This window comes from Sorangium sp. So ce185 (assembly GCF_051526825.1).
In the GTDB taxonomy this organism is placed as follows: Bacteria; Myxococcota_A; Polyangia; order Polyangiales; family Polyangiaceae; genus Sorangium; species Sorangium cellulosum_D.
In genome coordinates this window covers 12,384,003-12,401,020 of record NZ_CP150316.1, presented here as the reverse complement: position 1 = coordinate 12,401,020, position 17,018 = coordinate 12,384,003, and the positions used below count along the sequence as shown (strand labels likewise).

Sequence of the window (17,018 nt, the reverse complement as noted above, 5' to 3'; positions counted from 1 at the left end):
GTGCAAAATCGCCAAGCTATCGAGACGACCCTGAACAAGCTGTTCGACGCGGAGCGCACGGCTCGCCGGCTCCACGACGATCTGGCGGCCATGCCCGGCGATGCGTTGCTGGACGTCCTCACGGACGCGATCGCGAGCGCGACGCGCGAGAACGACGAGGACGAGGCGGCGCTCCGGCTGGTGCGCATCGCGTCGCTGCTCGGCGAGCACGAGGGCCCGCGCGCGCTCGACGCGCTCATCGACGTGCTCGCCTCGGAGCACCCCGAGGCGCGGCAGGCGGCGGGCGAGGAGATCGAGTCGCTCGCCTACGACCGCTTCAAGGAGGTCGCGCAGGCGATCGAGCGGGCGCTCAAGCGGCTGCCGGTCGGGTCGTCCGCGCTGCCGGAGCTGCCGTACCTCATCGCCGAGGTGCCGGAGCCGGGCGTGCCGAAGCTGCTCGGCCAGTTCCTCGGCCACAAGGATCCGGACGCGGTGGCGGCGGCGATCGAGACCCTGGTCGAGATCGGCGACCCGGCGCACGCGCCGCTGATCCAGCCGCTGATCGGCGACATGCGCACGGTCGAGCTGGCCGACGACGGCGGCGACGACGCGACGTCGGAGGTCACGATCGGCGAGCTCGCCGAAGAGGCGCTCGGCCTCCTCGCGCCCTACGACGAGGAGGAAGAGGACGGGGTCGCCTGATGATCGGCCCGCCGCTGAGCGCGGCGGACGCCGTGTTGTTCGAGCACGCGGTCGTCCCGCGCTACATCTCGTTCTTCGCCTCGCTGGCGGTGGACATGCTGCTGCCCTCGGAGGCGGCGCGCATCGCCCACCTCGGCTGTCGGAGCGGCTTCCCCGACGCGATCGTGGCCGACAAGCTGCCCGGCGCGACGCTCGTGGGGCTCGACGGGTCCGCCGCCGCGCTCGATCTCGCGCGCGCCAAGGCGGCGCTGTTCTCCGGGATGAACGCGAGCTACGTGCTCGCCGACGCCCTGCCCACGCCGCTGCCGGACGCGAGCTTCACCCACGCGTTCACGCTGCACCCGGTCTGCCGCCCGAGCGAGCGGGCGCAGCTCCTCGCCGAGCTGCGCCGGGTGCTGGTCCCCGGCGGCCAGGCGCTCATCGCGCTGCCGCTGCGCGGCTCGTTCCCGGAGGTGGCCGACATCGCGCGGGAGTGCGCGCTCAAGCAGGACCTGTCGGAGCTCGGCGCGGCGGTCGACGCCGCCTCCGCCAGCCGCCCGACGCTCGAGACCATCGCCGAGGAGATCGAGGACGCCGGGTTCGACGAGGTCGAGGTCGACGTCCAGCTCATCGCGGTGTCGTTCGACAGCGGGCGCGAGTTCCTCGAGGACCCGATCTCGCGGCTGATGGTGATCCCCGAAGCGACGGCGATGCTCGACCTCGAGCCGCAGATCATCGACTCGATGCTCGCGTACCTGCACCACGCGGTCTCGAAGTACTGGTCCGAGGGCGTCTTCGAGCTGACCGTGAACGTCGGGTGCGCGAGCGCCCGGCGGCCGCTCGGCTGACGACCGGGCCCGGGGGCGCCGGCCGTCGGCGATGGGCGCGCGCGGGGGCGGCGCGGCCGGCGCTAGCGCTCGTGCCCGCCGCCGCGGAGGCCGAGCGCGTCGAGCCCGGCGAGCGCCGCGAGCGAGACCGGGTGGTACGGGGGCCGCGGCGTGATCGGCTTCTGGACATCGCCCCCGCGCTCCTCGATGAGCCGCGCGCAGAGCGCGAGGCACCACTTGCCCTGGCACCAGCCGGTGCCGAAGCCCGTGTAGCGCTTGACGGACTCGATGTCCTTGTAGCCGCGCTCCATCGCGGCCTCGAGCTCGTGCAGGGTGACGTCCTCGCAGCGGCAGACGAGCGTCTTCATCGACCTAGTCGCCCTCGTACTCGCAGCGGGCGTCGCAGGTCTCGAAGACGGTGACCCGGTTCAAGGACGGCAGCGACGGCGCGAGGCGGTTCCAGATCCACCGGGCGAGCACCTCGCTCGTCGGGTTCTCCAGCCCCGGGACCTCGTTCAGGTAGTTGTGATCGAGCAGGTCGTGGAGGGGCGCCCAGGCTTCGTAGAGGTGGCTGTAATCGATGAACCACCCCGTCTCCTCGTTCACGGGCCCGCGGATCGCGACCTCGATCTTGAAGCTGTGACCGTGGAGGCGCGCGCACTTGTGCCCCTGCGGCACCTTGGGGAGGCGGTGGGCGGCCTCGAAGCGGAACTCATGCACGAGACGGACGTTCATTGGACGAGCGGTCATGGGGCGGGCGCCGTGAGGCGTCAACGCCCCGCGGCCCGCGGGAGGTGCGGCGGCCGCGGTACGGGGTTCCCTCGAGGGGCTCGAGCGGCTATACCCCCGGCCATGCCGCAGAAGCCCGCAGTGAGAGCCAAGAAGAAGCGACGCGACACGAAGCGCCTGGCGAACTGGCGCGCCAAGAAGGAGCTGCAGAGCGCCCAGGGAACGCCGCCGGCCGACCCGGCCGCCGCCGCGCAGCCCAGCCGCTGAGCCGCGAGCACCGGCCCCGGCCGGTGCTCAGCCCGCCGGCTCGTCCTCTCCGTCGTCGTCCGGCGCCGGCCCGGGCAGCGGCGGCCCCTTGCGCCGCGCCGCGCGGACCGTCGCGACCTCGGCCCGCGACGGGTTGATCACCAGAAAGCCGTGGTCCGCGTCGAGCAGCGCGACGTCGCCCGGCGACGCCCAGCGGAACGCGCCGGCCACATCCACGATCGACGGCACGTCGAGCAGCTGGAGGAGCACGTGCGAGCGCGGCCCGGACCGCTCGCTGAGCGCGACGCCGACGGGGTTGGCCCGGGCAGAGATCAGGAGATCGAACACGGTCAGCTGGTCGCCCACGAGGACCGCCTTCGACGGGAGCTCGGCCCGGGCGTCCGGGGTCGCCAGCATCAGGAGCGCGTCGCAGAGGTCCTCGATGTCGCGGGCGCGGTCCTGCAAGAACGGGTCGCCGACGATCCCGTTGGCGGCCCGCGCCACCTCGCGGGCGACCGTCCCGAGCGCCTGCGCGACGGTGCGCCCGCCGGCCGCGAGCTCGAAGGCGCGCGCGCGCAGGCGGCCGTCGCCGATCATCAGGAGGTAGGTCGAGAGGAACGCCGCGTCCTGCGCGATGCCCCGCTCCGCCGCGCGGGCGTGGAGCTCGACGAGCGCCTTCTCCGCGATGTCGAAGGCGAGCCGCAGGAGCTTCGGATCGCCGTGGCCCCGCTGCGGGCCGAGCGACGAGCTGGCCGGCCGCCGCAGGGCCGCGATGGCGCCGAGCGCGCGACCCGGGACCACGGGCAGCCCCGGCAGCGTGACCTTGCGCGTGCCCCCGCCGGTGCGCCGCCGCCGCTCGCGCAGCTCGTCGAGCACCTGGGCGTGGCGCGCGCCGGCCGCGATCGGGGCCGTCAGGGCCATGAGGAGCTCGACGTCCCGCGCCGTGAAGGCGCGATCCCCCGCCCGCTGCACGACCAGGGCGCCGAGCGGGCGGCCGCTGCCGAGGATCGGGGCCGCCAGGAAGACCGGGAACCGCTCCTCGCGGAGCTCCGGGAACGCGCGGTAGCGCTCGTGCTCCGTCGCCTGGACGACCGAGATCGGGCGCAAGCACTCGACCGCCATGCCCGTGATGCCCTGCCCGACCGACAGCCGCACCGTGCCGCGCGCCTCGCGCGGGAAGCCGACGTTGCCGCGCAGCACGAGCTCGTCGCCGTCGCCCTCGAGGAGGTACAGCGACGCCACGTCGGCGCCGAGGATGGCGGCGATCCGCTGCGGCGCCTCGTCGAGGAGGAGCGACAGCGGCATCGGCTTCGCCACGAAGGCCAGGTACTCGATGACGAGATCGAGGCGCTCGTCGCGGCGCACGTGGATCCTGGCGGAGGTGACCGACGGCGGCGCGTCCTCGCCCTCGAGCTCCGCCTCGCCGTCGGCCTCCGCGGCGCGGGCCGAGCCGCCGGCCGGATCGCTCGGCGCGGGGGAGCCCGCGTCCGCGTGGCGCTCGTCCGGCGATCCACCGTCGACGAGCCCCTCCCGCGCGCCCTCCACGTCGAGCGGCGCCGCGGGCGGGCTCGCGATCGCCTCGAGCTCCGTGGGCGGGTGGGTCGCCTTCGGATCATCGGTGCGCGACGACATACGACGATCGCTATCACACACCGTCGCTCGAGCGCACCTCGCACGCGAGCGCGCCCGGATCGCGCCGCCGCCGAGGCCGCGTCCGCGGCGCGACGCGCGCGCTGCCGGCGCGCCGTCCGCCCGCCGCGCGCGGCCGGTCGCCGAGGTCAGAGCGCCCGCAGGTCGACCGGGCCGTCCAGGGGCGGGCGCTGCATCCACCCCAGCGCCGCGACCCGGGCGCGCGGGGCCGCGGCGGACACGGCGCGCGCGAGATCGCCGCCGCCGCCGGCCCCGATCGCGGTGATCGCGCCGCGGATCGGCGCGAGCAGCGCCGGCGCCGCGCCGGCGCCGCTCGCCGCCACGTGGACGACGCGCGCCGCGGGCGGCAGCAACAGCGACCGCGGCGCCGGATCCACGCCGACCCCGTGCCCTTCGCCCTCCCAGAACGAGCCCACGGCCTCGAGGGTGGCCCGGTACATCGCGACCTCGGCCCGCGCGGCGCCGTCGAGCGGCCCGCGCGGGACGCGCGCGCCCGCGGCCGCGAGCGCCTCGTGCAGGGCGTGGGCGAGCGCCTCGGCGCGCTCGGCCGGGCCCTCCACCAGCACGAAGCGCGGCGACAGGCAGCCGCGCTGGTCGAACGGCACGACGTCGTCCGCGATGTCGCGCGCCGCCTCGGCGAGGCGCGCGTCGGGGCCGACGACGGCGAGCCCGAGGCCGGCGCCGTGCCCGCGCACGAGGACGCCGCGCCCGGCCTGGGCGCGCAGCGTCGCCACGGTCTGATCCGAGCCGTAGACGTGCAGCTCGGCGCGCGGCGCGCCGTCGCGGGGCTCCTCGCCCGCCGCCTGCGCCCCGGCGTCCCCGAGCGCTACGTCCGGGACCAGGGAGATGGCGCCGCCGTCGCGCGCGAAGCCCTCGTCGTCCGAGAGCGCGCGCACGAGGAGCTCCGCGACGACGGGATCGCGGCGCGACGGGCGCACGAGGACCTCCGGCGCCGTCGCCGCCGCGACGGCGATGGCCCGCAGCGGCGCCGTGCAGACGTTCGCGGCGAGCACGACGTGGCAGCGGCGCGCGCGCCCCGCGGTCGCCACGAGCGCGTCGAGCTCGCCGCTGCTCGGCGCGATCTCGAGGTGGCGGCCGAGCGCGAGCTCCACGCCCTCGGGGGAGAGGCCGCTCGTCTCGGGCAGCCGCCGCCGCGCCTCCTGGCCGAGCGGGTCGCGCGCGTCCGCGATCCGCGCCGCCGCGGCGACCACGCGCTCGACCCGGCGGCGCCGCGCCGCGCCGTCGTCCCTCACGGGCCGCCGCCGAGCATCTGGTCGATCGCGATCGAGCAGCCGCGCGGCGGCGCCCCGGACGCGCGGCCCAGGAGCTCGACGCCCTCGTCGGTGACGCGCACGCGATCGGCCGTCTGGATGGCCACCGCCGAGTCGACGTTCGCGAGATCGACGATCCGCGCGAGCCCGATCTCGCCGGCGGGCAGCGGCGCGAGCGTCCCGGGGTCGACCGCGGTGACGCGCGTCCAGGGCGGCGCGAGGTAGATCCCCGGCGCGGGGCCCGGCCTGCCGGCGAGTGCCGCCGCGAGCGTGCCCTCGTAGAGCTGGCTCGACAGCTCCGTCATGCCGTACTCGCCGACGACGTGCGAGAGCGGCACCCCGAGCGATCGCGCGATCGACGCGCGCAGCTCCTCCGCGGGCACCTCGCGCGAGCGGCCCTTGTAGCCGCCGGTCTGCATCGCGCGGCTGCCGCCGGGCAGCAGCGTCGCGCCCTCGGGCAGCCCGGCCTCGAGCAGGTGGACGAACGCGAACGAGGTGCCGAGCACGATGGCCGGCTCGCCCGCGGCGCGCGCCTCGGCGCACGCGCGGGCGAACCCCGCGGCGTCGAGCTCGCCGCCGCGCACGTGCCAGCTCGCCGGCCCCGAGAGGCGCGCGGCGAAGCGATCGATCATGAACCCGAGCGACGAGTCCGGGACCTCGTCGAGCGGCGGCGCCAGGACGATCGCGCGGAGCCGCGCGCCGTCGGGCCACAGGAGGCGCTCGCCCCAGGCGACCGCGGCGAGCTCGTACGTCGCGGTGGTGCGGAACGGGTGCTCGCCGCGCGACGCCGCGCCGAGGGAGGTCCCGCTCGTGCGGAAGACGCGCTCGTCCGCCTCGGCCGGGTGGGCCGCGACGCGCGCGAACCGGAAGACGTCGCACGGCACCGCGGGGATCTGCTCCGCGCGCTGCATCGTGTCGACGTCCGTGCCGCGCGCCTTGAAGAGGCGGGCGACCGGCGCGCACTGCGCGGCCTGGCGCCGGGCGAGGGCGATCGCGAGCGCGTCGAACGTCTCCGGGAGCGCGGCGTCCGCCGCGCCTTCGCCCTGCTGAAGCGAGGCCGCCGCCGCTCGGCCGGCGCCGGGCGAGCCCGCCCTGTCCTGGAGGAGCGACGCCTCGATGAACGCCCGCGCGCGGCGGTGCAGCGCCTCGCTCTGATCGATCTGTCCCACGCGTCCCACACGTCCCACGCGACCGGGATAGCACGCGCCGCGCGCGCCTAGGACGAAAGCACGCGGGCCAGCGCGCCGGCCGCGGTCGACAGCAGCGCCTCGGGTGTGGTGAGCGCCGGCGTCAGCGTCAGCGTCTCGCCGCGCACCCCACCCGTGAGGACCAGGTACCCCTCGGCCAGCATCCCGCGCATGGCCCGCAGCCCGAGCTCCGCGCTCTCGAGCTCCACGCCGACCATGAGCCCGGCGCCGCGCACGTCGACGACGCCCGCTCGGCCCCGCAGCGCCTGCCGGAGCGCCTCCTGGAAGCGCGCGCCCACGTCGCGCGAGCGCGCGGCCAGCTGGCCTGCGTCCAGGGCGTCGAGCGTCGCTATCGCGGCGCTCGACGCGAGGGGCGAGCCGGAGTGCGTCGAGGTGTGGACCACCTCGGCCTCGCGCGCCCACGCGCGCATGATCGGCTCCGGCGCCACGCACGCGGAGATGGGGAGCCCGCCGCCGAGCCCCTTGCCGAAGCAGAGGATGTCCGCGGGCGCCCCGATCGCCCCCGTGCGCGTCATCGCCCCCGACCGACCGAGGCCGGTCCAGATCTCGTCGGCGATCACGAGCGCCCCGCGCCGGTGCGCCGCGTCGCAGACCGCGCCCAGGAACGCGTCGGGCGGGACGACGCAGCCGCCCCGCCCGAGGATCGGCTCGAGCAGGATCGCGCCGATCTCGCCGCCGCGCAGCGCCGCCTCGATCGCGTCGAGCGAGCGCGCCGCGCCCGCCTCGTCGCGCGGGTACGGCGCGAACGTCACGCGCGGGTTGAGCTGCTCCGCGAACGGCGACCGGTAGCTCTCGCGCAGCCCGCACGCCGCGAGCGGCGCGTACCCGAGGCCGTGGTACGCGCCCTCGAAGGCGACGAGCCCCGGCCGCCCGGTCGCGAGCGCCGCCGTCTTGATGGCCGCCGTGATCGCGTCGCTGCCGCTCTGGCCGAGCAGCGCCATCGGCGAGGGCCCGGGGTGCAGCGCCGCGAGGCGCTCCAGGAGGGCGATCTTCACGTCGGCCGAGTACACGTCGCCGAGGGCGAGCGTCAGCCGCGACATCTGCTCCTCCGCCGCGCGCCGCACCGGCGCCGCCGCGTGGCCGAGCAGCAGCGCGCCGAAGCCCGCGCACAGGTCGACGTAGCGGTTGCCGTCGACGTCGCAGACGTTGGCGCCGCGCCCGTGCGACAGCACGATCGGGAGCATCTCGGCGCCGCTCTTCTGCGCCCGCGCCTCGCGGCGCCGGCCGAACGCCGGGCACTCGACGCGCTCGAGCCGCTCGAGGGCGCTCCGCGACCTTGGACCAGGCGGCGGCACCAGGATCTCGGGCAGCGCGTCGCCGCCGTCCGGGTCCAGCGCCGCCGGCAGCGGCAGCTCGCTGTTCGGCATCGTCGTTCCTCCGCCGGGATCTAGCGCGCCCGCGGCCCCGAGCTCAGGCGCAGACGCGGTTTCTCCCGCTGTTCTTCGCGTGGTAGAGGCGCTCGTCGGCGCGCTTGATGAGGTCGTTCGCGGTGCGATCGCCCTCCTGCAGCAGCGCCACGCCGACGCTGATCGTCACGCGGATGCTGTCGGCCTGGAAGACGAAGAGGTGCTCCGCGACCTTCTGCCGCAGCGTCTCGCCGAGCGCCGCGGCGCCCTCGATCGACGTCTCGGGCAGGATGATGGCGAACTCCTCGCCGCCGTACCGCGCAAAGACCTCATCGCGGCGGATGCGGCTCTGCACGATGCGCGCGACCTCCTTCAACACGAAATCGCCGGCCAGGTGGCCGTGGACGTCGTTGATGCGCTTGAAGTGGTCGATGTCGAACAGGAGGATCGCGAGGTCGCGCTCGTGGCGGCGGCCGCGGATGATCTCGCGCTCGAGCGCCTCGTAGAGGTAGCGCTTGTTGTGGATCTGCGTGAGACCATCGATGATGGTCATCCGGTAGATCTCTTCGTGGTATTGCGCCTCCACGTCGGCGCCGGACAGGAACTTGAAGATCGTCGGGCCGATCTTCACCCGGTCTCCGTTCTTCAGCACCACCTCGCGGGAGATCTGCTCATCGTTGCAGTACGTCCCGTTGGTGCTGCCGTCGTCGACGACCATCCAGGCGCTCGGCCGCTGCTCGAAATGGGCGTGCCGCCGTGAAACGGAGTCGCCGTCGAGCACGATGTGGTTGTCCGCCCCCCGGCCGACCCGCGTCGGGTTGTGCTCCAGCACGAACCGCTTGCCGAGCAGCGTGGGCTCCTTCGTGTAGATCACGACCAGGCAGTCGGTCGTGTTCTTGCTGCCGCCGCCCGGTGGGGGCTGGACCACCTGCGTTACACGAGTCTTTTCGTCGAAGTCACTCACGCGCGCTCAGCCCAACCCGTCGTGCGACCTAGCCTCGACATCGTTCGAGCTCTTCCCGAGACGGAACCTGCCCGGGCGCGGCTCTTCGGTCGCGATCCAACGGCTCGATATGCCCTAGCTCGCCCAGCGTCAAAGCGTACTGACATGCCCCGACTCCCGTCAAGACGGCCATCCGGGCGGAGCCGTCTTCGGTGATTCCTCCGCCTTCCCGACCCGACAGCGGCACACGTCGCCCGCTGCGCTCCGTCGTGCCCTTCCACGCTCTCGGCTTGTTCCTCGCACGCCGTCCGCCCCTCACCGCCGCTTGCTCTGCACCGCATCGCCTGTGCTCGCTGAAGCGCCTTGTGGGGCATTGTGCGCTTGTATCGCAGTGGACGCGCCGCCCCGTTCTCTCGTGCAGCTCGCGCTGCCGTCGATGCGGCTCTCTCTATGCGTTTCCCGGGCGCGCCGCCACCCGTCCGGCGAGCGGTCGAGCCGGCAGGGGAGAGAATGGTTCGCTGGAGCACGATGTGTTGGTTCGGCTGGCAAGCCCGCGTTCTGCGGGCATGAGGCTCTGTGAGTTCTGCCTCAAAACCAGGGCGCATCACAACGCTGAACTGAGCGGAACGAGCGGAACTGAGCGGAGCTGAGCGGAACTGAACAGAACCGAACGGAACCGAACCGAGCGCGGCGCGCGCCGCGACCGCCAGCGCGCGGCCCTCTTCCGGGCAGCGCCGGTTGGTTGACTTGGCACACGGGGTGCGTAGAGTAGACCTGCGTCGCGGCGGAGACCTTCCCCCCCCAGGTCCGTCGCGGCGTTTTTCATTTCAGGCTGCTCCGTGGCCATCTCCACCCCCGGCGCTGTCGCGTATTTCCTCCTGGGATGATTCCCGGAGCAGCGCGTTCCTCGCCAAGCATCCATGCTCCGTCGCTGCTGGAACCGTTTGCCTCGAAAGCCAACAACGGGCCCAGCCGGAGCAGGTGCCGAGAAACCGACCTCGGCTGCAAGGAGGGTATTGACGACCCGAGCCCTGCTGGGCGGGTGGGGCCGGGAGCCGGCCGCCGTCGTTCACGACCGGAGCGTCGCGCGCAGCTCGCCGCCGTCGAAGACCCAGAGCTCGCCCGGCCGCCCATGGGTCCAGGCCTCGTTGGCGGTGAGCGGGGTCGTCGCGACCACGGCGACGCGATCCTTCGGGGTCGTGACGGCGGAGAAGTCGACGCGGACGTCATCGTCCACGAGCGTGGCGACGCCGAACGGGGCTTTGCGGACGATGTAGCAGAGCCGGGTCCCGCAGCGGGCGAAGAGGTGGCGCCCGTCGCCGAGCAGGAAGTTGAACGTGCCGTCCAGGCCGAGCTCCCCGCCGAGCGCCGCGACCGCGGCCCACAGCTCGCTGGGCCGGCGCGGGTAGCCGGGGAACGCGCTCCGGAGCCCCTCCAGCAGGTAGCAGAACGCGTGCTCGCTGTCGGTCGTGCCGATGGGGTTGAAGCGGCCCAGCGCGCGGCGCCGGACGCGGCGCAGCGTGCCGTTGTGCGCGAAGACCCAGTGGCGTCCCCAGAGCTCGCGCACGAAGGGGTGCGTGTTGGCGAGCAGGACGTCGCCGCGGGTGCGGCGCCGGATGTGGCCGATCGCGAGCAGCGTCTTGATCGGGGTCTCGCCGAGGAACCGCGCCAGCGGGCTATCGCACGCGGGGCTCGGGTCGAGGAAGACGCGCGCGGCGCGCCCCTCGAAGAACGCGAGGCCCCACCCGTCGGCGTGCGGTCCGGTGCGGCCGCCCCGGTGCCGGAGGCCGTTGAACGAAAAGACGATGTCGGTGGGGACGTTGCACTCCATCCCGAGGAGCTCGCACATGCTCGCGGCGGCACCATATCACCCCGGGAGGGGTGAGGCGCAGCGTCAACGATCGGGCTCGCCCTGCAGCGACGCGCGCGGGATGGAGTGGACGAGATCGATCACCGCCTTGACCGTGTCGACCGGCGTCTCCGGGATGATGCCGTGGCCGAGGTTGAAGATGTGGCCCGCGCGCCCGCCGGCCTCGGCGAGCACCGCCCGCGCGCGGCGCTCGGCGACGGCGCGCGGCGCGCAGAGCAGCAGCGGATCGAGGTTGCCCTGCACGGCGCGGTCGTGACCGATGCGCTGCCACGCCTTGTCGAGCGGCGTGCGCCAGTCGACGCCGATCACCGTGCCGCCGGCGTCGCGCTGCGCCTCGAGGAGCGCCCCGGTGTTCGTGCCGAAGTGGATGACCGGGACGCCCGTCGCCTCGAGGTCGCGCAGGATGTGGCGCACGTGCGGCTGCACGTGCTCGCGGTAGTCGTCGATCGAGAGCGAGCCGACCCACGAGTCGAACAGCTGCACGGCCTGCGCGCCGGCGGCGACCTGCGCGCGCAGCAGGCGGCGGACGACCTCGGAGATCTTGCCCATCAGCGCCGACCACGCCTCGGGATCGCTCCACATCAGCTGCTTCGTGAGCCGGTAATCGCTCGATTTGCCCCCCTCGACGAGGTAGCTCGCCATGGTGAACGGCGCGCCGGCGAAGCCGATGAGCGGCGTCTTGCCGTCCAGCTCCTTGCGGATGAGGCGCACGGCGTCGAGCACGTAACCGAGGCCCTCTTCGGGCTCGAACACGCGGAGCCGCTCGATGCCGGCCCGGTCGCGCACCGGCTCGTGGATGACCGGGCCCTCGCCCTTCGCGAACTCGAAGGGGGCGCCCATCGGCTCGAGCGGCAAGAGGATGTCGGCGAAGAGGATCGCCGCGTCCATCCCGAGCCGCAGCGGCTGGAGGGTCACCTCGAGCGCGAGCTCGGGCGTCTTGCAGATCTCGAGCAGCGTGTATTTCTTCCTGAGCTCCCGGTACTCGGCCATGTACCGGCCCGCCTGGCGCATGAACCATACGGGCGTCACATCGGTCGGCTCACGCCGGCAGGCGCGCAGGAAGCGGTCGTGCATGGATGGAAAACTCCAGGATGGGCCCGAGGAGGCGCCCTCGGGGCGATCCTTCATGTCCGTTCAGCCATCTCCCGGCAATGGGTTTCTGGGAGCGCCGGGCCGTGGTTTTCCGGGAACGCCGGACCATGGATTTTTGGAAGCGCGGCGGTCGACCCGCGGCGAGCGGGCTGAGGGGGGGACCCAAGCGCCGCGTCGTCCGCCGTGTAGACTACGAATCTATGGCGCGTCCTTCCAGACCTCCCGGCTTTGACATGACGTACAGGCCCGAGAAGCGCATCGCGTTCGGGCCGCCGATGAAGGAGCGCATCCCGGCGCTGCTTTACCTTGCCTTCGCCCTCACCGTCTCGGCGGTGATCTTCTATGGCCAGAACGCTCCTTCGAGCTCCCGGATCTTCCAGTACGTCGTGGAGGGGGATCGCCACCGGCTCGTCCCGTCGAGCGTGTGCGCCATCATCCTGTGCGTGAGCGCGCTCGCGATGGTGCTGCGGGAGCAGATGCGCGGCGTGATCGTGCACCCGGACGGGATCGAGCTGCGCGAGCTGCTCGGGTTCGGGCTGCCGCGCGTGCGGCGCTTCGCCTGGTCGCAGATCGATCGCATGTCGGTGCCCTCGGCGCAGGCGGGCGCCGGCGGCGCGGGCGCGGTCCAGCGAGGCAAGCCGTCGAGCAACATCCGGCTGGATCTCTGGGACGGGTCCCGCACCTGGCTGCCGGACGTGGGAGACAAGATCGCGCTGTCCGTGATGCTGGAGCGGGTGGCCCTGGCGCGGGCGATCCCGATCGAGGGGGGGACCGGGCTCGTGGACGACCTCGGCAACCCCCTCCAGGACGACGGCTGACCCAGGCCTAGGCCGCGCTCGCGCCGGCCTTCCGCTGCGCGAACTCCTCGCGCACGCCCTTGCGCAGCTCGGGATCGAGCAGGAGATCGGCGCACGTCATCGCCATCGCCTTGGCGGCGATCAGCATCGAGTCCTGACCGCCGGGGCTCGCGGCCTTGGCGGCGAACGCGTGCTGGTGGCAGGTCGTCTCGCCCTTGCCGCAGATCGCGATCCAGGGGTGGATGGCGGGGAGCGCGTGGGACACGTCGCCCATGTCGGTCGAGCCGGTGCCGACGGCGGGGTCCATCTCGAGCGGCGAGCGGCCGAGGGCGCGCAGGTGCTCGCCGAAGCGGCGCGCCATCTTCCGGTTGTTGACCATGTTCTTGTAGCCGCCCTGGTCGACGAGCGTGAGCTCCACCCCGCTCGCCACGGCCGCGCCGCGGGCGCAGCGCTCGACGATCGCCCGCACGCGGGCGAGCTCCTCGGTGTCGAGGGCGCGGACCGAGAACTCGGCCACCGCGAGCTCCGGGATGATGTTGACCGCCTGGCCGCCGTTCTTGATGAACCCGTGCACCCGGACGCCATCGCGGAAGTGGACGCGCTGGCCGTCGATCAGCCGGAAGGTGTCGAGGCAGGCCGTGAGCGCGCTGTTCCCGTCCCACGGCGCGAGCGCGGCGTGCGACGGCTTGCCGTGGAACTGGAGCTCGAGCCAGGTGCTGGCCAGCGTGTCGTGGGCGAGCAGGTCGCGGTCGAACGGGTGGAACATCATCGCGGCGTCGACGCCCTCGAAGGCGCCGGCCTCGAGCAGCCGGATCTTGCCGCCGCCCCCCTCCTCGGCGGGCGTCCCGACCAGATCGATGGTGCCGGCCACGGCGTCCTTCTGCCGGGCCAGGGCGAGGAACGCGCCGAGCGCGCCCGCCGCGATCAGGTTGTGCCCGCAGGCGTGGCCGATCTCCGGGAGGGCGTCGTACTCGGCGAGGATGGCGAGGTGGGGCCCCTGGCCCTGCCCGATGCGCGCGCGCAGCGAGGTGGGCATGCCGGCGAGCCCGCGCTCGACCTGGATGCCCTTCTTCTCGACGGCCTCGGCGATCCACGCCGCGGCCTTGTGCTCCTGGAACCGGAGCTCGGGGTTCGCGTGGATGCGCGCGGCGATCTCGCGGAGCTCCGGGGAGAGGTCGTCGATGTCGCGCTGGATGCGGCTCGGGTCGAGGCTCATGGGCGGGCGATACTACCCTGGATCCGCGCGGCTCGCCTGGGCCATGGTGGCGCCTGCGGTAGAGCTCCGCCGGCGTCCGGCCGCGACGGGCGGCGAGGCCGGCGCGCCCTCACGCTCTCCACGGAGTCAGGATCCTCGAATGCAAAGGCTGCGCTGCTCTTCGCTCCTCCTCGTGCGCTGCTCTTCGCTCCTCCTCGGCCTCGCGGCGCTGCTCGCGCCGCCCGCGCTCGCCGGGTGTGACGCCCCGCGCGCGCGCAAGGAGGCCCCGCCCGCCGCCTCGAGCGCGGCGTCCGCGCCGGACGCGCGCGCGGCGGCGCGGGCAGAGCCCGCCCGCGTCGCGGTCGAGGCGAGGGCGATGGGGACGAACCTGCTCCTCGCCGCCTACGCGAGCGCGGCGATGGATGAGGCGGCGATCCGGGCCAGGCTGGAGAAGGCGATCGCCGAGATCCGCAGGCTCGAGGGGCTGATGACGACGTGGCGGCCGGACAGCGAGCTGTCGCGGGTCAACGCGGCCGCCGGGAAGAGCGCCGCCCCGGTGAGCCCGGAGTCGCTCGACGTGATCGAGAAGAGCCTCTGGATCAGCGAGCGCTCCGGCGGGGTCTTCGACGTCACCTTCGAGGCGATGCACGGGCTCTGGAAGTTCGACGAGGACATCGACGACAACGTGCCGCGGAGGGACGACGTCGAGCGGGCGCGGGCGCTCATCGATTACAAGCAGATCCGGATCGATCGCGCGCAGCGCACGGTGATGCTCGCGCGGCCGGGGATGCGGATGAGCCTCGGCGGGATCGCGAAGGGCTACGCCGTCGACGCCGCGGCGCGGGTGCTGCGCGGGGAGGGGCTGACGTCGTTCTTCGTGCAGGCCGGCGGCGATCTGTACATCGCCGGGAAGAAGCCGGACGGCTCGCGATGGAGGGCGGGCGTGCGGGACCCGCGCGGCAAGGGACCGAACGACTACTTCGCGATGATCGAGGTCGAGGACCGCGCGTTCTCGACGGCGGGCGACTACGAGCGGAGCTTCATCAAGGAGGGCAGGCGCTATCACCACATCATCGATCCGCGGACCGGCTTCCCGGCGACCGAGAGCCGGAGCGTGACCATCTGGGCGAGGGACGCGCTGACCGCCGACGCCGTCGACGACGCGGTGTTCATCCTGGGAGCCGAGAAGGGGCTCGCGCTCGTCGAGGCGATCGAGGACTGCGGGGCGGTGATCGTCGACCGCAACAACAAGGTATGGGTGTCGAAGCGGCTGGAAGGGAAGGTCGAGGTGCTCCGGCCGCCGACGGACGGGCTGTAGGGCGGGGCGCCGCCGGCGCTCCCCCCGGCGGGCGGCGAGGGCGCGCGGCAGCGCCGTGCACGATGCTGCGAGGCGCCCGTCGCGGCGGGCGCCGAGGGAGGAGAGCGTCAGCCCTCGAAGAGCTCGTCGAGCGTCGTGGCCGTCAGGATCCGCTCGGCCCAACCCGCGAGCCGCTCCCCGGACGCAGCGAGGACCTGCTCCCGCCGCGCCTCGGGCACGTCCCCGAACCGCGCCCGGAGCTGGCGCAGCAGCACGGCGCGCTGGCCCTCGTCGAGCCCCGCGCGCCGCCCCTCGTCGAGCGCTGCCTGGCGCTCGCGCGCCTTGATGGCCTCGATCTCCGGGTTGCCCTTGCGCTCCAGCGCGCGGACGACCTCGCGCTCGGCCGCCGCGCCGTCGAGCAACGCGCGGACGGGGACCGGACGGACCAGGCACGGATCCTCGATCACCGCGTCGGGCGCGAGCGGCACGAACCGCCCCTCGGCCGCCGACCACTCGGCGACCCCGTCGCGCTTCACGAAGATGGCGAAGACGCGGCGCACGCCCCGGGCGACGAGATCTTCGGCCTTCTCGCGCACGTCGTGCATCGATTGCTCGTTGACGATCTCGAACGAGAGCTCCTCCAGGTACCGGCGCCCCGTCGTCGGATCGAGCCCCGCCTTGCGGATGGACAGATCGGTGGCGAAATCCGAACCCTCGTTGACGCGGGTGATGAGGTCGGCCGCGCCGATGTAGCCGGGCTGGAGGTGCGGCGCGATCAGGAAATCGAGCCGCACCTGCTGCTCGGCGTGCGGCTCCAGCGCCGGCGCGGCGACGACCTTGCGCCCGCGGATCAGCTCGTCGCGCGTCACCTCCGGCGCCACGAGGTGCTCGTCCACGGCCGGGAAACGCGCCCGCGGCGGCTCTGCGGGCGGGAGCCTGGCCGCCGCGCCGCCTCGGGCGGCCGGGGCGAGCAGGAGCGCGGCGCCGCGCGGCTTTGGATCCATGAAGACAAAGCTAGCACGACGGCGGCCGCACGTGCCTCGCCGCCCAGCCGGCGCGCAGCGGCGGGCGAGGCGCGCGCCGTCACCGCCCCCGGTACACCGGCTTCCGCTTCTCGGCGAACGCGCGCAGCGCCTCGAGCCGATCCTCGCTGCGCAGCGTCTCGTCGTAGTGCACCCGCTCGACCTCGAGCCCGAGATCCAGCGGCACGTCGTAGCCGTCCTCGATCGCCCGGAGCGCCGCCGCCTGCGCGATGGGCGCGCCGCTCGCGATCGGCTCGATCCACGCGATCGCGTCGTCGACCACCGGCGTCCCCTCGGGCGACACCCGGTTCACGAGCCCCCAGGCGAGCGCCTCGGCCGCGGCGAGCCTCCGGCCGAGCAGGATCATCTCCTTCGCGCGCGCCTCGCCGACGACCCGCGGCAGCCGCTGCGTGCCGCCCGCGCCCGGGATGATGCCGAGCGACGTCTCCGGCAGCGCGAGCTCGGCGTGCGGCGCCGCCACCCGGAGATCGCAGATCAGCGCGAGCTCCAGCCCGCCGCCGAACGCGACCCCGTTGATCGCGGCGATCACCGGCTTCGGGCTCCGCGCGAGCACCCCGAGCTCCGTCCGGTACAGCCCCACCTGCCGGCGGACGTCGTCCGGGCTCATGCCCTGCCGCTCCTTGAGATCGGCGCCGGCGCAGAACGCCTTGTCCCCGGCGCCCGTGATCACGATCGCCCGCACCGCCGGGTCGTCCACGAGCTCGCGCCCGAGCCGACCGAAGGCGAGCAGCGCGTCGCGCGAGAGCGCGTTGCGGCGATCCGCCCGATCGATGGTGAGCACCGCGACCGCGCCGCGCCGGTCGAGCTTCACGGGAGAGGCGTCCGACATGGAGCCTCCCTAGCC

General features: G+C 73.9%; 17 protein-coding genes. 5 read left to right on the top strand and 12 right to left on the bottom strand.

Annotated features, from left to right (window positions below):
• On the top strand, positions 1-681 hold the full coding sequence (locus WMF26_RS45775) for a HEAT repeat domain-containing protein (RefSeq protein ID WP_437334312.1): 681 nt from the start codon (positions 1-3) through the stop codon (positions 679-681).
• On the top strand, positions 681-1,508 hold the full coding sequence (locus WMF26_RS45770; protein ID WP_061621348.1) for a class I SAM-dependent methyltransferase: 828 nt from the start codon (positions 681-683) through the stop codon (positions 1,506-1,508). The genes WMF26_RS45775 and WMF26_RS45770 overlap by 1 nt, the downstream gene beginning before the upstream one ends.
• A 62-nt stretch (positions 1,509-1,570) precedes the next feature.
• Here WMF26_RS45770 and WMF26_RS45765 read toward each other — a convergent pair whose 3' ends face one another.
• Positions 1,571-1,855: a (2Fe-2S)-binding protein gene (locus WMF26_RS45765; protein WP_061621488.1), complete on the bottom strand. Its 285-nt coding sequence runs from the start codon at positions 1,853-1,855 to the stop codon at positions 1,571-1,573.
• A gap of 4 nt (positions 1,856-1,859) precedes the next feature.
• Entirely contained in the window at positions 1,860-2,222 is a 363-nt protein-coding gene (queD, locus tag WMF26_RS45760; protein ID WP_061621487.1) for a 6-carboxytetrahydropterin synthase QueD, read from the bottom strand.
• A 135-nt stretch (positions 2,223-2,357) separates the two neighbouring features.
• On the opposite strand from queD, the gene WMF26_RS45755 reads away from it, so the two are divergent.
• Positions 2,358-2,483 (top strand): hypothetical protein, encoded by a 126-nt coding sequence (locus WMF26_RS45755; RefSeq protein ID WP_257792751.1) that lies wholly within the window; start codon positions 2,358-2,360, stop codon positions 2,481-2,483.
• A gap of 27 nt (positions 2,484-2,510) precedes the next feature.
• Here WMF26_RS45755 and WMF26_RS45750 read toward each other — a convergent pair whose 3' ends face one another.
• The 7 genes from WMF26_RS45750 to hemE form a co-directional block, all read right to left on the bottom strand.
• The gene (locus WMF26_RS45750) at positions 2,511-4,094 is read right to left on the bottom strand and encodes a GAF domain-containing protein (RefSeq protein ID WP_437997848.1); all 1,584 of its coding nucleotides are present in this window, start codon (positions 4,092-4,094) and stop codon (positions 2,511-2,513) included.
• 146 nt (positions 4,095-4,240) lie between these two features.
• A complete protein-coding gene (locus WMF26_RS45745; protein WP_437997847.1) occupies positions 4,241-5,365 on the bottom strand; it encodes an acyl-CoA reductase in 1,125 nt (374 codons plus the stop codon).
• Positions 5,362-6,552: an acyl-protein synthetase gene (locus tag WMF26_RS45740; protein ID WP_437997846.1), complete on the bottom strand. Its 1,191-nt coding sequence runs from the start codon at positions 6,550-6,552 to the stop codon at positions 5,362-5,364. Before WMF26_RS45740 ends, WMF26_RS45745 begins: the two co-directional genes overlap by 4 nt.
• Before the next feature lie 47 nt (positions 6,553-6,599).
• Positions 6,600-7,958 (bottom strand): aminotransferase class III-fold pyridoxal phosphate-dependent enzyme, encoded by a 1,359-nt coding sequence (locus WMF26_RS45735; protein WP_437997845.1) that lies wholly within the window; start codon positions 7,956-7,958, stop codon positions 6,600-6,602.
• Positions 7,959-8,001: 43 nt separating this feature from the next.
• Positions 8,002-8,901: a GGDEF domain-containing protein gene (locus tag WMF26_RS45730; protein ID WP_020741151.1), complete on the bottom strand. Its 900-nt coding sequence runs from the start codon at positions 8,899-8,901 to the stop codon at positions 8,002-8,004.
• Between the two features lie 1,048 nt (positions 8,902-9,949).
• A complete protein-coding gene (locus WMF26_RS45725; protein ID WP_437569627.1) occupies positions 9,950-10,729 on the bottom strand; it encodes a class II glutamine amidotransferase in 780 nt (259 codons plus the stop codon).
• Positions 10,730-10,774: 45 nt separating this feature from the next.
• Entirely contained in the window at positions 10,775-11,824 is a 1,050-nt protein-coding gene (gene hemE, locus WMF26_RS45720) for a uroporphyrinogen decarboxylase (protein WP_437528900.1), read from the bottom strand.
• 251 nt (positions 11,825-12,075) lie between these two features.
• Between hemE and WMF26_RS45715 the strand changes: the two genes are divergently transcribed.
• Positions 12,076-12,660 carry a hypothetical protein gene (locus tag WMF26_RS45715; protein WP_437997844.1) on the top strand — a complete coding sequence of 195 codons (585 nt, stop codon included), beginning with the start codon at positions 12,076-12,078 and terminating at the stop codon, positions 12,658-12,660.
• A 7-nt stretch (positions 12,661-12,667) separates the two neighbouring features.
• Here WMF26_RS45715 and WMF26_RS45710 read toward each other — a convergent pair whose 3' ends face one another.
• Positions 12,668-13,855 carry a M20 family metallopeptidase gene (locus tag WMF26_RS45710; RefSeq protein ID WP_437997843.1) on the bottom strand — a complete coding sequence of 396 codons (1,188 nt, stop codon included), beginning with the start codon at positions 13,853-13,855 and terminating at the stop codon, positions 12,668-12,670.
• A gap of 139 nt (positions 13,856-13,994) precedes the next feature.
• On the opposite strand from WMF26_RS45710, the gene WMF26_RS45705 reads away from it, so the two are divergent.
• Entirely contained in the window at positions 13,995-15,152 is a 1,158-nt protein-coding gene (locus WMF26_RS45705) for an FAD:protein FMN transferase (protein WP_437997842.1), read from the top strand.
• A 107-nt stretch (positions 15,153-15,259) separates the two neighbouring features.
• On the opposite strand, the gene WMF26_RS45700 is transcribed toward WMF26_RS45705, so the two are convergent.
• Together WMF26_RS45700 and WMF26_RS45695 are read right to left on the bottom strand one after the other, a co-directional pair.
• Positions 15,260-16,135, bottom strand: a complete 876-nt coding sequence (locus WMF26_RS45700) for a hypothetical protein (RefSeq protein ID WP_437952346.1) — start codon at positions 16,133-16,135, stop codon at positions 15,260-15,262.
• Positions 16,136-16,214: 79 nt separating this feature from the next.
• Positions 16,215-17,003, bottom strand: a complete 789-nt coding sequence (locus WMF26_RS45695; RefSeq protein WP_437997841.1) for an enoyl-CoA hydratase-related protein — start codon at positions 17,001-17,003, stop codon at positions 16,215-16,217.
• Positions 17,004-17,018 lie beyond the last annotated feature (15 nt).

Bases quoted from the DNA above. Each gene is read 5' to 3' on its own strand.
- WMF26_RS45705 (WP_437997842.1), top strand. From the start codon at position 13,995: ATGCAAAGGCTGCGCTGCTCTTCGCTCCTCCTCGTGCGCTGCTCTTCG.
- WMF26_RS45700 (WP_437952346.1), bottom strand. From the start codon at position 16,135: ATGGATCCAAAGCCGCGCGGCGCCGCGCTCCTGCTCGCCCCGGCCGCC.
- WMF26_RS45735 (WP_437997845.1), bottom strand. From the start codon at position 7,958: ATGCCGAACAGCGAGCTGCCGCTGCCGGCGGCGCTGGACCCGGACGGC.
- WMF26_RS45765 (WP_061621488.1), bottom strand. From the start codon at position 1,855: ATGAAGACGCTCGTCTGCCGCTGCGAGGACGTCACCCTGCACGAGCTC.
- WMF26_RS45750 (WP_437997848.1), bottom strand. From the start codon at position 4,094: ATGTCGTCGCGCACCGATGATCCGAAGGCGACCCACCCGCCCACGGAG.
- WMF26_RS45725 (WP_437569627.1), bottom strand. From the start codon at position 10,729: ATGTGCGAGCTCCTCGGGATGGAGTGCAACGTCCCCACCGACATCGTC.
- WMF26_RS45710 (WP_437997843.1), bottom strand. From the start codon at position 13,855: ATGAGCCTCGACCCGAGCCGCATCCAGCGCGACATCGACGACCTCTCC.
- WMF26_RS45695 (WP_437997841.1), bottom strand. From the start codon at position 17,003: ATGTCGGACGCCTCTCCCGTGAAGCTCGACCGGCGCGGCGCGGTCGCG.
- WMF26_RS45715 (WP_437997844.1), top strand. From the start codon at position 12,076: ATGACGTACAGGCCCGAGAAGCGCATCGCGTTCGGGCCGCCGATGAAG.
- hemE (WP_437528900.1), bottom strand. From the start codon at position 11,824: ATGCACGACCGCTTCCTGCGCGCCTGCCGGCGTGAGCCGACCGATGTG.
- WMF26_RS45770 (WP_061621348.1), top strand. From the start codon at position 681: ATGATCGGCCCGCCGCTGAGCGCGGCGGACGCCGTGTTGTTCGAGCAC.
- queD (WP_061621487.1), bottom strand. From the start codon at position 2,222: ATGAACGTCCGTCTCGTGCATGAGTTCCGCTTCGAGGCCGCCCACCGC.